The organism is Streptomyces xanthochromogenes (assembly GCF_014650455.1).
GTDB lineage: Bacteria > Actinomycetota > Actinomycetes > Streptomycetales > Streptomycetaceae > Streptomyces > Streptomyces xanthochromogenes.
This window is the reverse complement of the sequence record NZ_BMUZ01000024.1, coordinates 36,546-50,267: the sequence shown is the minus strand read 5'-3', so window position 1 is coordinate 50,267 and position 13,722 is coordinate 36,546. Positions and strand designations below refer to the sequence as shown.

At 72.4% G+C, this 13,722-nt stretch carries 11 protein-coding genes; 2 read left to right on the top strand and 9 right to left on the bottom strand.

The genetic code is table 11. The features are described from left to right. The first annotated feature begins 150 nt into the window (after nt 1-150). On the top strand, nt 151-3,186 hold the full coding sequence (locus IE267_RS38165) for an AfsR/SARP family transcriptional regulator (protein WP_189766422.1): 3,036 nt from the start codon (nt 151-153) through the stop codon (nt 3,184-3,186). A gap of 89 nt (nt 3,187-3,275) precedes the next feature. On the opposite strand, the gene IE267_RS38160 is transcribed toward IE267_RS38165, so the two are convergent. The 4 genes from IE267_RS38160 to IE267_RS38145 all read right to left on the bottom strand — a co-directional run bounded on the left by IE267_RS38160 (nt 3,276) and on the right by IE267_RS38145 (nt 5,625). After that, on the bottom strand, nt 3,276-3,548 hold the full coding sequence (locus IE267_RS38160) for a hypothetical protein (RefSeq protein ID WP_189766421.1): 273 nt from the start codon (nt 3,546-3,548) through the stop codon (nt 3,276-3,278). A gap of 361 nt (nt 3,549-3,909) precedes the next feature. Beyond that, nucleotides 3,910-4,335, bottom strand: a complete 426-nt coding sequence (locus IE267_RS38155; RefSeq protein ID WP_189766420.1) for a hypothetical protein — start codon at nt 4,333-4,335, stop codon at nt 3,910-3,912. A 140-nt stretch (nt 4,336-4,475) separates the two neighbouring features. Then, entirely contained in the window at nt 4,476-5,084 is a 609-nt protein-coding gene (locus tag IE267_RS38150; protein ID WP_189766419.1) for a trimeric intracellular cation channel family protein, read from the bottom strand. A gap of 106 nt (nt 5,085-5,190) precedes the next feature. Beyond that, nucleotides 5,191-5,625, bottom strand: coding sequence for a hypothetical protein (locus tag IE267_RS38145; protein ID WP_189766418.1), 435 nt, complete (start codon nt 5,623-5,625; stop codon nt 5,191-5,193). A gap of 541 nt (nt 5,626-6,166) precedes the next feature. Here IE267_RS38145 and mgtA point away from each other — a divergent pair. After that, nucleotides 6,167-8,887: a magnesium-translocating P-type ATPase gene (gene mgtA / locus IE267_RS38140; RefSeq protein WP_189766417.1), complete on the top strand. Its 2,721-nt coding sequence runs from the start codon at nt 6,167-6,169 to the stop codon at nt 8,885-8,887. 71 nt (nt 8,888-8,958) lie between these two features. Here the strand turns inward: mgtA and IE267_RS38135 are convergent, their stop codons facing one another. The 5 genes from IE267_RS38135 to IE267_RS38115 form a co-directional block, all read right to left on the bottom strand. Further along, the gene (locus IE267_RS38135) at nt 8,959-9,300 is read right to left on the bottom strand and encodes a hypothetical protein (RefSeq protein WP_167158635.1); all 342 of its coding nucleotides are present in this window, start codon (nt 9,298-9,300) and stop codon (nt 8,959-8,961) included. 134 nt (nt 9,301-9,434) lie between these two features. Beyond that, nucleotides 9,435-10,097, bottom strand: a complete 663-nt coding sequence (locus IE267_RS38130; RefSeq protein ID WP_268251643.1) for a response regulator — start codon at nt 10,095-10,097, stop codon at nt 9,435-9,437. Then, entirely contained in the window at nt 10,094-11,440 is a 1,347-nt protein-coding gene (locus tag IE267_RS38125; protein WP_229861659.1) for a histidine kinase, read from the bottom strand. The genes IE267_RS38130 and IE267_RS38125 overlap by 4 nt, the downstream gene beginning before the upstream one ends. 10 nt (nt 11,441-11,450) lie before the next feature. Next, a complete protein-coding gene (locus IE267_RS38120) occupies nt 11,451-12,656 on the bottom strand; it encodes an acyltransferase family protein (protein ID WP_189766416.1) in 1,206 nt (401 codons plus the stop codon). Beyond that, on the bottom strand, nt 12,649-13,680 hold the full coding sequence (locus IE267_RS38115; protein ID WP_189766415.1) for an alpha/beta hydrolase: 1,032 nt from the start codon (nt 13,678-13,680) through the stop codon (nt 12,649-12,651). Before IE267_RS38115 ends, IE267_RS38120 begins: the two co-directional genes overlap by 8 nt. Nucleotides 13,681-13,722: the final 42 nt, after the last annotated feature.

Below are 13,722 nucleotides of genomic sequence, written 5' to 3'. Positions count from 1 at the left end.
CCGTCGACGAGGGCCTGTCTCAATTCCGCCTGGTGGACCTCAAGGTGACGGTGGTGCTTACCGAACGCGTACCGCCCCGTTACCTAGGGCAGGGAACGGGCTATGATCCGGCCGGGGCGGGGATTCGTGACCTGGGGGAGGGCTCACGGCATGAGCGATGCCGAGGCGGGTTCGTTGCGCTTCAACGTGCTGGGTCCGCTGGAGGGCTGGGCGGACGGGTCCCGGCTGCGGCTGGGCGGACTCATCCAGGAACGTGTGCTGGGAACCCTCCTGCTGGAGGCCGGCCGGGTACTGCCGATCGGCCGCCTCGTGGAGTCCGCGTGGGCGGAGAACCCGCCCGCCACGGCCTCGCACCAGGTGCGCAAGGCCGTGGCCGACCTGCGGCGGCGCATACCGGACGGCGGCGAGGTCATCGTCACCGACGGCCCCGGTTACCGCGTGGAGCTGGGCCCCGAGCAGCTGGACCTCACCGAGTTCGCGCTGCTGGTGCAGTCGGCCAGGGACGCGGCGGGCGGGGGCCGGCCGGGCGAGGCGGCCGAGGCGCTGCGCGCGGCGCTCGGCCTGTGGCGCGGCCCGATCCTGTCCGGGGCCGGCGGTCCGGTGATCGAGGCGGCGGCCACTGCGTTCGAGGAACGCCGGCTCGCCGCCGCCGAGTCCCTCTTCGAGCTGCGGCTCGGCTTCGGCGAGAGCACCGAACTCGTCGGCGACATTAGGGACTTCGCGCAGAGCCACCCGCTGCGCGAGACGCTGCGCGCCCAGTTGATGCTGGCCCTGTACCGGGCGGGTCGGCAGGCGGAGGCCCTTGAGGAGTACGGCCGGGTCCGCGAGCTCCTCGTCGAGGAACTGGGCGTCGACCCGGGCCCCGGTCTGACCCGGGTGTACGAGGGGATTCTGCGCGAGAGCCCGGAGCTGGCCGCGCCCGTGCCCGCCCCCACCCCGGCACCGGTGACCCCCGCCGCCCCGGCACCGGCCGCACCCGCCGACGCCCCCTGCACCCTGCCCTACGACCTGGCGGACTTCACCGGCCGGGAGCGGGAACTGGCGGAGCTCCTCGACTGCGCGGGGCGGGACTACGCGCGTCATTCGCGGATCGTGGCCCTGGACGGCATGGGCGGCAGCGGCAAGACCTCGCTCGCCGTCCACGCGGCCCACAGTCTGGCCGGCGAGTTCCCCGACGGGCAGCTCTACATCGACCTGCACGGTTACACCCCCGGCGAGGAGCCGGTCACGCCGGGCGGGGCGCTGGACAGCCTGCTGCGCGCGCTCGGCGTACCGGGCGAGCGCATCCCGGAGGACCTCGCGGGCCGCACGGCACTGTGGCGGGCGACGATCACGGGCCGACGGCTGCTGCTCCTGCTCGACAACGCCGCCGACGCCGCCGACGTGCGCCCGTTGATGCCGACCGGGCCGGGCTGTCTGGTGCTCGTCACCAGCCGGGCCCGTCTGGTGGAACTGGACTCGGCGCAGTGGATCTCGGTCGACGTGATGTCGCCCCAGGAGTGCGCGAAGCTGGTCGCGGAGACCCTGGGCGAGCAGCGGTACGCCGCCGAGCCGGAGGCCGCCGCTGAACTGGCCCGGCTCTGCGGCCATCTGCCGCTGGCGCTGCGCATCGCCACGGCCCGGCTGCGCAACCGGCCCCGCTGGACGCTGCGTTATCTGGCCGACCGGCTGCGCGACGAGGCGCGCCGCCTGGACGAGCTGAGTTCGGGCCAGCGCAGCGTCGCCGCCACCCTGCGCCTGTCGTACCAGGCCCTGGACCAGGAGTGCCGGACCGCGTTCCGCATCCTGGCCCTGCATCCGCGCGGCGACATCGACGTGCACTCCGCCGCCGCGCTGCTCGGTACGGACCCGCGCGACGCCGAGGACATCCTCGAACTCCTCCTCGACGTACACCTCTTGCAGCAGCCGGAGATCGGCCTCTACACCTTCCACGACCTGGTGCGCAGTTTCGCGCACAGCCTGCGGTCCGGGGCGACGGAGGGGGACGACGACGCGTCGGTGCACCGGCTCCTCGACTACTACCTGGCGGCGACGGATTCGGCGTGCCAGGTCATGTTCCCGGGACGCCGCCGAATACCCGCCGGCCCCGAGGAAACCTCCGTGGCAGCGCCGCGGTTCGCCGGGCGCGGGCAGGCGGAGCACTGGTTCGCACGGGAACAGGGGGCGCTGCTCGGGATGGTGGGGGTGGCCCGGCGGCTCGGCTGCGACCGGCACACCGTGCTCCTGACCCGCAACCTGGCCTTCCAGCTCAGCGCGCGCGGCCAGTTGGAGGAGTTCCGCTCGATGGGCCTGGAGGCGGTGTCCGCCGCGCGACGGCTAGGCGAGCTGTCGCTGCTCGGTGTCAGCCTGTCCAACCTGGGCGTGGCCTGCTGGAAGTTGGGGCGGTTCACCGAGGCCGTCGAGATCGCGACCGAAGGCCGGAACGTCGCCGAGCAGCTCGGCGATCTCCAGACCCTGGCCCACAGCGAGAGCACGCTGGGGCAGCTCAACAGTCTGCTCGGGCACTTCCCCCAGGCGCTTTCGCATCTGGAGAAGTCGATCGGCTACGAGCGGGAACTGGGCACGAGCCGTGCGGAGGCGGAGAGCCTCACGCTGCTCAGCACGCTGTACGAGCAGTGGGGCCGGCACGAGGAGGCCGCGGCGGCGGCCCGCCGGGCGATCGCGCTGTGCGACGAAGTCGGGCGGCACGAGAACAAGTTGGTCGCGCTCACCGACCTGGCGTTCGCGCAGGCCTGCATCGGGGACGACGAGGCGGCCGAGGTGAGCCTGAAGCAGGCGCGCGCCCTGTGCGAGGAGAACCGCGACCCCGGCCAGGTGGCGCTGGCCCTCGCCCTGTCGGCTGAGGTATGCCACCGGCTGGGCCGTACCGAGCAGGCCGTCGAGTTCGGGGACCACGCGCTGAGTACCGTCAGCTCAAACGTTTCTCCACTGCGCCGGGCCAAGATCGAGAACACCGTCGGCCGCTATCTGTGCCGCCGGGGCGACGCCGTGGCCGCCCTGTCCCTGCACGAGCGGGCGTACGAGCTGGCGGGCTCGCTCGACTTCCGGATCGAGATGGCCTACGCCCACTCCGGCATCTCCCGCGCGCAGGCGGCACTCGGCCGGACCGAGGAGGCGGCCCGGCACGAGCGGGCCGCGGAGGAACTGTTCACCGCGATGGGGGTGCCCGCGGACCGGCGCCGCTGAACCGGCCCCGCCGCCACCCCCGTACGGCCGCGCCCCGCCACTCGCTCCGGAGGGAGCGGGTGGCGGGGCGCGGTGGTGGCCGGGGTGCCTCAGGCGGCGGCGCCGGTCGGGCCGCGGTCATCGGCGGGCTTGGGGGTGGGGGTGGGGGTTCCGTACGGGGCGATCACGGTGGGACCGCGGTCGTCGGCGAGCGTGACGGTGGACGAGCCGTGCGGAGTGATCACGGTGGGGCCGCGGTCGTCGGCGACGACCTGCACGCCGGCCGGCCGGCCCTGCGGGTGCCCCGCCTCGATCGTCGCTCCCAGGCCGAAGGCGAGGACAGCGGCGACGATTCCGACGAGACCAGCCGACTTGCGCCCCATGACGTATCCCCTTTACGTGGTATCCCCGGTTTGGCCCGGTTCCTCTTCCCGACACCACGAACTCTCCCGAGACCCGTTCCCGGACCGTTCCCACACCGATACCGCCCCCCGCACCCAGGCGGGAAGGCAGACGGTATCCGCAGGTGGGAGGGGGTTTCACGGCCGCTCGGAGCCGCGCTCGGGGCGGCCCGTTCCGGGGTTGCGGACGGCCCGGGACGGGGCCCGCGGAACCGCCGTCCGGCATCCGAAGCCCGCTATCCGCTATCCGCTCCCCCCCCTCCCGCTCCCCTCTGCCCCTCCCTCCCCCTCCGCCTCTGCCTCTGCCTCTGCCTCTGCCTCTGCCTTTCACGGGTGCCGGGGCTCAGTCCCGGCCCGGCACCGGCTCACGGGTGAACACCGGCTCTCCCGCGCCCAGTTGGCAACTGACCACGCGCGGGCCACGCTCGGTCAGCACCACGGTCGTCCGGGCGCGCCCGGAACCGACGTCCGCCAGATCCAGCAGCGCCCGGACGGTCGAGCGCAGCGCCGCCACCTCGTCGTCGCTCGGTCCGTCCCGGCCGGCCCGCACCGAGCCGGAACAGCACCGCGGGACGATGTCCACGACCGTGTGCATGCTGCTGTCACTGATCGTCTCGACGCTGAACTCGGGCCCGTCCCACGGCTCTTCGTCCGCGTACGGCACGGGTGGCGCGGCCCCGCCCTCGGTCCACCGCTCCACGGCCGACAGGTCCTGAAGGATGCGGCGTAGCCCCGCGGCGACATCGATCCGGTCCGGGGGATGCTTCATTGGAGACTCCTCTTGGAAAGAACTACTCCAGCACCCTGAAGCCTCCCGTTCCCGTCCGCGTCCCGCCCGGCTCCCGTCCGCCGCCCGCAGGGCCACATGAGCGGTGAACTACGCACTCCACAAAGGGAGTTGAGCCGCACTCATCGCACGCTCTGCAGCCTCGGCAGATGCAGATCGCGGAAGACCGCGGTGAGGCGCAGGCACAGGACGACCCCGGCAGCGGCGATCGTCGTCAGGGCCGGGCCCGCCTGGAGCCAGTGCAGCAGCTGGTAGCAGAGCGCGCCCGCCAGCGCGGCGGTCGCGTAGACCTCCTCGCGGAGCAGCAGCGGCGGGAACTGTCCGCACAGTACGTCGCGTACGACCTCACCCGTGACGCCGGTCAGCACGGCGAGGATCACCACGGCGACCGGGGTGACATGGGCGTCCACGGCCGCCCGGGCGCCCATGACCGTGACCACCGCGAGGCCGACCGCGTCCACCACCATCAGCGACCGCTGCGGCAACTCCCACCTGCGCAGATACAGCATCGTGCCGATGCCGGCGCAGGCGATGACCGTCAGCAGGAGCCAGTCGTGGGTCCAGTACAGCGGATGCCGGTCGAGGATCAGATCGCGCAGGGTCCCGCCGGACACGGACGCGGCGAAGGCGAGCACCAGACCGCCGAAGGGGTCCATGTTGGCCCGGTGCGCGGCCAGCACACCGCTGGCCGCGAACGCGGCGACGCCGATCAGGTAGAGCACGTGCAGCATGTGGGCACCCCCGGGTGATGCGAAAACGTGGCGGACCTGTGCAAAGGGCAGGTGCGACAAGGGACTTACGGCAGGAGCAAGAAGCAGGCGGCCGGAGCCGCGCGGGTCAGCGCTTGCGGCGCGCGAGCAGCAGCCCGCCGGCGGAGGCGAGGGCGGCAGCCGATACGGCGACGACGTCGAGCATCGGATCACCGCGGTCGGCCGCGCGGGACGCGGGCTCGGGCGCGACCGCGTCCCCCTGGGCCACACCCACCGGCGCGCCAGCCTGATGTACCGCGACCCCATGTGCCGCACCGACACGGGCAGCACCCACATGTGCGGCACGGACATGAGCGGCACGGACATGAGCCGAACGGACATGTGCGGGGACCCCACGCTCATGGGCCGAGCCCTCATGAAACGGGTCCACATGGCCCGGGACGGTATGGGCTGCGCCCACACGCATCGCCGGTGCCGCCTGTGCCGGGGCGGCGAGCGTGGCCGGAATGACGACGGCTCCCGCGAGCACCGCGGTCACCGCGATACGACGGGTGAGGTCCATCCCACGATGGTGCCGGGGACCACCGGCCGCGCGGATCGGCCGTTGGGCCATACCCCACCCCGCCGAAAGCACGAGACCGGCCAAGGCGCCGAGCCATTCCAGCCCGGGCCACCCCGGCCACCCCGGGCCCGGCCGCCCCCGCTCGGGCCTTTCGGCCCTACTTTCACATCCGCGCAAGTATGCTACTTTCGTATCGACGCAAATAACCGTGCGGCCGCCTTCCGCGTCGCACCCGTAGCGAGGAGGTGTTCGGGATGAGTCCCGATCGAAGTCCTCGCAGCGCGCTGCCCGCCGGCTGACCAGCAGTCCCCGTCAGCCCGGCCGGCCTTCCCGCACGCTTCGCCCGCCCGCACCCCGCGTTCCGCACACGGTGCCCAGTACGCGGCGGCGCCCAGTACGCAGCAGTGCTCGGCACGCGGCAGACACCGCCCGCGTACACGCCCAGTACGCAGCGGCGCGGCACGCGATGCGCACCCCCGCGCCCCGAGGCGCCCCACACACCAAGCCATACCCACCCCTGACACCCCAGGGAGTTTTCGTCATGACCACACTGACCCCCACCCCCCAGAAGCTCGCGCCGCCGGGCCGGCGCCGTGAGCGGCGGGCCGCCGAGCTGGAGGCCCGCACCCGTACGGTCGCCGAGCGGCTCGGCGCGATCGCCGCGCAGCCCACCGCGCACGTGCTCAAGGAGTACGGCGTCGACCGCGACGGCCTCTGCCAGTCCGAGGTGCTCGACCGGCAGGAGCGGCACGGCCTCAACACGGTCGCCCAGGACCGCGCCCCGCGCTGGTACGTCCAGCTGGCGAAGGCGTACGCGAACCCGTTCATCGCCGTACTCGTCTTCCTCGCGGCCGTCATGTACTGGCAGGACCCGGCGGACCCCGGCGTCATCATCCTGTCCGTGATGGTCGGCATCAGCGGCCTGCTGCGCTTCTGGCAGGAGTACCGCTCCGGCCGTGCCGCCGACGCGCTGAAGCAGCTGGTCACCACGACCACCGCGGTGCAGCGCCGGGCGGGCGGCGGAGCGCTCGGCACCACCGTCGAGGTACCCATGGACCAGGTGGTCCCGGGCGACGTGGTCAAGCTGGGCGCGGGCGACCTGATCCCCGCGGACCTGCGGCTCATCGGCGCCAAAGACCTGATGGTCAGTCAGGCCTCGCTGTCGGGCGAGTCGTTGCCGGTCGCCAAGGCCGATGTGCGGGCCGGCGAGGACAACCGGAGCGCCGCTCCCGGCGGCGACCCCGTCGAGGCGGGGAACCTCTGCCTCATGGGAACCTCCGTAACCTCGGGCACCGCCACGGGAGTTGTGGTCGCGACCGGCGCGGACACCTACTTCGGTTCCATGGCGGGCTCGCTCGTGGGAGAGCGCCCGCAGACGAACTTCGACAACGGGGTGCGCAAGGTCAGCTTCCTGCTCATCCGCTTCATGCTGGTGATGGTCCCGGTCGTGTTCGCGATCAACGGGATCACCAAGGGCGACTGGAACGAGGCGTTCCTGTTCGCCATCGCCGTGGCCGTCGGGCTCACCCCCGAGATGCTGCCGATGGTCGTCTCCGCGAACCTGGCGCGCGGCGCCGTGGCCATGTCGAAGAAGAAGGTCGTCGTCAAGCGGCTGAACGCGATCCAGAACCTGGGCGCGATGGACGTCCTGTGCACCGACAAGACGGGAACCCTCACCGAGGACCGCATCGTCCTCGACCGGTACCTCGACGTGCACGGCTCGGAGGACAACGAGGTACTGGAATACGGGTACTTGAACGCCCACTTCCAGACCGGGCTGCGCAACCTCATGGACCAGGCGGTCATCGACCGCGTCAACGAGGCCGAGGAGGTTGTCGTCGACGCACGGTTCACGATGGTCGACGAGATCCCCTTCGACTTCGCCCGGCGCCGGATGTCCGTGGTCCTCAACCGCAACGGGCTGCTGGGCGGGGCGGGACGCCCCGAGCACGTCCTGATCACCAAGGGCGCGGTGGAGGAGGTCCTCTCCCTGTGCACGCACATGAAGGACCGCGGCGAGCGCGTGGAGCTCACCGACCAGCTGCGGTGGCACGTGACGCGCACCGCCGAGGACAACAACCGCCAGGGCCTTCGGGTGCTTGCCGTCGCCACCCGTACGATGCCGACCGCGCGCGACACGTACACGGTCGCGGACGAGTCCGGGCTCACCCTCGTCGGCTTCCTCGCCTTCCTCGACCCGCCGAAGGCGGACGCCGCGGCGGCGCTGCGCGGCCTCGCGGACAAGGGCATCGCCGTGAAGGTCGTCACCGGCGACAACGAGCTGGTCGCCGCCCGGGTCTGCGCCGACGTCGGCATCGAGGTCGGCACGGTCGTGACCGGACCCGAGGCCGACGCGCTCGACGACGCGGCGCTGCGCCGACTGGCCGCGACGACCACGGTGTTCGCGAAGGTCAACCCCGTACAGAAGGCCCGGATCGTCCGCGCGCTCCAGAGCGACGGGCACACGGTGGGCTTCCTCGGGGACGGCATCAACGACGCGGCGGCGCTGCGCGACGCGGACGTCGGCATCTCCGTGGACACGGCGGTCGACATCGCGAAGGAGTCCGCGGACATCATTCTCCTGGAGAAGGACCTGACCGTCCTGGAGCAGGGCGTGGTGCAGGGCCGCACGACCTTCGGCAACACGATCAAGTACATCAAGATGACGGCCTCGTCGAACTTCGGCAACGTCTTCTCGGTCCTGGTCGCGTCCGCCTTCATCCCCTTCCAGCCGATGCTGGCGATCATGCTGCTCGTGCAGAACCTGGTCTACGACATCGCCCAGCTGGCCACGCCGTGGGACCGCATGGACGAGGACTACCTCCGCAAGCCGCGCAACTGGGACGCCAAGGGGATCGGCCGGTTCATGGTGACGATCGGGCCCATCAGCTCGATCTTCGACATCGCGATGTTCGTCATCATGTGGCACGTCTTCGGGGCGAACTCCGAGGCCAACCAGGCCTTGTTCCAGTCGGGTTGGTTCATCGAGGGCCTCCTGTCGCAGACCCTGATCGTCCACATGATCCGTACCCGCAAGATCCCGTTCATCCAGTCCCGGGCGACCTGGCCGGTCATGGTGATGACGGTGCTCGCGGTGGCGACCGGACTGTTCCTGCCCTTCTCGCCGCTGGCCGCGACGATCGGCTTCGTGCCGGTGCCGATGGGGTACTTCCCCTGGCTGATCGGCGTGCTGCTGGCGTACTGCACGCTGACGCAGCTGGTGAAGGGCTGGTACATCCGCCGCTACAACACCTGGCTGTAGCCACGCGTCACGAACGGCCCCGGCCGCCCGTCCTGTACGACGGGTGGCCGGGGCCGTTCGCGCACCGCCCGCTACGGCCGGCGCTGCCAGATCGGTTCCTCGTCCCGGAGCCTGTCCCTCCGGCGTTCGACCCAGTCGAAGAACTCTTTCGGTTGTGCTTCAAACGCGGCCGACAAGAGCTGATAGAGACGGACGGCGTCGGCGTCCATCTCGTACTCACATTCCGGGCACGCGCGCCAATCGCCGCGGGCCCTGGTGAGGTCAGCCGCACACCGGGGGCAGGCCGGGTCAACCGCGTCTACGCAGGCTGGGAAGTCCCGCAGGGGTAGCAGATCCACCAGCCGTCCTGTGTCGTCGTCATCAGCTGTCCGCAGTTCGTGCACTGCATCGGTCTTCCTCTCGATGGTCCGCATGGCGTACCACATGGGTGGCTACCCAGATAGAGGTCCGGCCCATCCCGATCGCCCGAACGGCCGAGATCGACCCCTACGGTTCCCCTGTCCGCCCCGTGCCCCGACACCGGGCGGACCGGCGGAGAACAGAGCGGTCAGGACGGAGTCACCAGGCGGGACTCGTACGCGTACACCGCCGCCTGCGTACGGTCGCGCACCCCCAACTTGACCAGAATCCGGCCGACATGGGTCTTCACCGTCTGCTCGGCGAGGACCAGCGCGCCGGCTATCTCGGCGTTCGACAGGCCCTGCGCGATCAGCGCGAGGACCTCCGTCTCGCGCTCCGTCAGCGCCCCCACCCGCTCCTTCAGCGGGGCCTTCGGCGTCTGGCTGAGCCGGGAGAACTCGGCGATCAGGCGCTTGGTGATGTTCGGGGCGAGCAGCGCTTCGCCCGCCGCCACCACCCGGACCGCGTGGGCGAGTTCATCGGCGGAGGCGTCCTTCAGGAGGAAGCCGGACGCTCCCGCGCGCAGCGCCTCGTACACGTACTCGTCGAGGTCGAAGGTGGTCAGCACCAGGACCTTGACGGGCGACCCGGCCACCTCGGTGATGCGCCGCGTCGCCTCGATGCCGCCGAGCTCCGGCATGCGGATGTCCATCAGGACGACGTCGGGGGCGAGTTCGGCCGCGCGGGCCACCGCTTCGAGGCCGTTGACGGCCTGCCCGACCACCTCGATGTCCGGCTCCGCGTTGAGCAGCACCGTGAATCCCTGACGGACCATCACCTGGTCGTCGGCTATCAGCACCCGGATCGTCACGGCCTGTCCTCCGGCTCCAAGGAAAGCGGCTCCGCCGGCTGCGGCTCCAGTGGAAGCGTCGCGCTCACTTCGTACCCCCCGTCCGGCGTGGCGCCCACGGCCAGCTCGCCGCCCAGCATCGCAGTACGCTCCCGCATCCCGAGCAGCCCGTGCCCGGCCCCGGGCGACGGGGCGACCGGGCGGCCCGGTGCGGTGTTGGTGACCCGCACCGCGAGCCCGGCCCGGTGGTAGGCGATCAGTATCCGTACCGCGGCGCCCGGCGCGTGCCGCATCGCGTTGCTCAGCGCCTCCTGCACGATGCGGAAGGCGGACAGCTCCACCCCGGGCGAGAGCGGGCGCCGGGTGCCGAGGACGTCCGTGGTGACGGAAAGGCCCGCGCCCCGGACGTTGGCGACCAGCTCGTCGAGCCGGTCGAGCGAGGGCTGCGGGGCGTGCCGCACGGCCTCCGCCGACGGGTCCTCCGAGCGCAGCACGCCGAGCACCCGGCGCAGCTCGGTCAGCGCCTCGACCGCGTTCTGCCGGATGCCCGCCAGGTTCTCGCGCAGCTCGTCGGACGGGTCCGCCACCAGGTGCGGGGCGACCTGCGCCTGTATGGAGATCACCGACATGTGGTGGGCCACCACATCGTGCAGCTCCCGTGCGATGCGGCTGCGCTCTTCGAGCAGGGTGCGCCGGGCGCGTTCCTCGGCGGTGATCTCCTCCTGTGCGACGAGCTGCTTGCGTGCCACCCGCCGTCCGCGCAGCGCGGCGCCCACCACGACGGCGATCGCGAACAGCACGAGCGCGAGGCCGCCGCTCGGCGAGTTGTGCCGCTCCCCCGCGAGGGCCACGCACAGCATGCCCGCGCCGTAGCCGATCACGGATGTCTCGATCGCGACCCTCGGCCGGTGCGTGATCGCGACGAAGAAGAGGATCAGGGCGGAGATCCCGACCCCAACGCCGCTCCACGGATAGAGCACGGCCGGATCGGCCCGGCCCCCCGCCCACACCCCGGCGACGAGCGTGACCGCCGTCGTCACCCACCACGCCGCCAGCGGCCGGTACAGGGCCGCGACCAGCGCCCCCGACTGCACCCCGGCGAGCGCCACCCCCGCCTGCACCCCCAGGTGGAACCGGTGGGCGTACTCGTCGGTGCCGCCCACCATCACGATCACGGCGCCGATCATCAGCGGCACGACGAGGGCCGGTCGCCACGCGAGCCAGCCCTCCGTCGCCCGGCCCCGCTCCGTCACCGGCTCCGGCACGGTCAGCAGATCCTGCCGCAGGGCGCGCGCCACCGCCCGCAGCCGGTCCCCCGCCGTCTCCCTGATCCCGCGCCCGCTTCCGCCGTCCCCCGTCTTCACGACGCTCACCCTAGGCACGCCGCATCCCCCTCGTCTCCCGCGTCCCGATCGGACGCCCCTCGCGCACCACGCGCGAGGTCCGGCGCCCCGGCTGTTCGTACGTACGGAACGTGCGCCAACACAGCGCCAGCATCAGCGCGAACACCGGCAGCCAGCACAGCCGGGCCGGCACCCAGCCGCTGCCGTCGGGCACGGTGTGCAGTCCGGGCAGCGCGTCTCCCGCGAGCAGCCCGAGGCAGGTGACCGCGATCATCGAGGTCTGGTGCCACAGGAAGACCGTCATCGCGGACAGGTTCACCAGGGCCACCGCAGCCCACAGCGCGGGCCTGCGCAGCACCCGGCGCAGCGGCCCGAGCAGCAGCAGCGCCGCGCCGCACTGGGCGAGCCCGAAGGTGACGGCGGCCAGCGTCGGCGGGTTCAGGTTGGACATCGCCGCGCCCGGCACCCCGACCATGGACGCGGGGTATCCCGCGAACCGTACGAGCAGGGCCGTGGCCCCGGCGCCGCCCACCAGCAGCACCCAGCCCGTCGTGCGCGCAGACGTGCCCGCACCGCGCCTGGCCCACAGCGCGCCCAGGCTGTACGGCACCAGCCAGCCCGCCGGCAGGTTCAGCCAGCCGGCCGAGGCGGCGCCGTCCTGTCCGAAGCGGTACACGTCCACGTACAGGACGACCGCGAGCGGCCACAGCGGGTGCATCCGCGAGACGAGCGGGGTCGCCGCCGTCAGGGCCGCGAAGACCAGCAGGAACCACAGCGGGGACAGGACCAGTTTGATCAGGGTGTGCAGGGTGTCGGGGCCGACGCCCGAGACGAGCAGGCCCGCCGCCGCGACCAGCCACACCACGAGCACCGCCGCCACCGGCCGGAACAGCCTGCCGAGCCGGGCCCGCAGCCACCGCCCGTACGTCTCGCCCCGGGCGCGGGCGCCGACGTAGCTCTTCGTGGCGACCTGCCCGCCCACCAGGAAGAACACGGCCAGGGTCTGGAACGCCCAGGACATGGGCGCCAGTTGGGGCAGGTACTGGAGCGGGCTCGCGCCGTGGACCGTGCCGCTGTCGACGACGAGTGCCGTGACCAGCCAGTGGCCGAGCACCACCCCGAGGATGGCGAGGGCGCGCAGCGCGTCCACGGCACGGTCCCGGTCGGGCGGGGTCGCCGCCTCGATGCGCCGGACGAGTTCACGCACGCCCGTCGCCCGTCTGCCGGTTTCACGCATGGCGGGCCTCCCGCGCCTGCTGTGACGTCCGGCCGTTCACGATCCGGGCGAGGTTGCGCAGTGGTACGGACCCGGGCCGCAGGTAGTCGCTGTGCCCTCCGGGGCCCGCGTCGAAGAGGTGCGCCCCGAAGTGCCGCGACACGGGGTCGGTTCCGAACCCCACTGTGCAGAAGGGGAGTTCGACCCTGACGTGCGGAACATCGGCCACCCAGTCGTCGCCGCCCCGGCCTGCCCACACGGTGGCGCCGGTGTGCAGCGCGGCGGCGGTGTCGAAGCCCGTACCGGGGCTGCCGTAGAGGACGATGTCGGACACCTCGGCCCCGGACGCCGCCCGCGCGCACACCACCGAGCCGTAGGAGTGGCAGAGGAGGGAGATGCGGGCGACCGGCGCGGCGGACCTCAACGTCTCTACGAATGAGGCGAGTTGGGAGGCTCCGACTGCGGCGCGGCCCGAAGTGAGGACCTCGGGGCTGATCGTGGCCGGTGCCTCGTACCCCATCCAGGCGATGACGGCCGCGCGCGGGCCCAGCTGGTCCGCCAGGGCCCCAGCCCCGTCGCGCAGTCGCCCGTAGCGGTCGAGGCTGGTGTCCGAGCCGGGGACGAGGACCGCGATCCGCTCGGCGTGCGCCAGGTCGCCGAAGACCTCGGCGGTGCGGCCGCCGTCGCGCCCGTCGAAGGAGAGGAAGTGCCGGTCCGATGCGGCCATCGCCTCCAACGCCCGTGCCCTGCGCAGGTTTCCGTGGTCCTCGGCCATCCTCTCGGCGTCCAGGATGGTGCCCCGGTTGGCCGCGTACCGGGCGTCGAGCCCGGCGAGGGAGAGCGGGGCGAGCGCCGCCGGGGCGGGCGCGGGCACCGCCTCCGGGCGGGCCGCGCCCGACAGCGGCACCGCGACCGAGGCGGCGACGAGACCGGCGATCAGGGTGCGCCGCAGCCGACCGGAGCGCGGGCGGGCGGGGCGCGGGGGTGCGGGGCGCGGGGTTCTGCCGTCGGAATCCTGTTGCTCGGGTGGGCGGCGCGACGCCATGAGGAGGCCTTCCGTACCGAAGTGACCGGGGTGAAGCGGTGC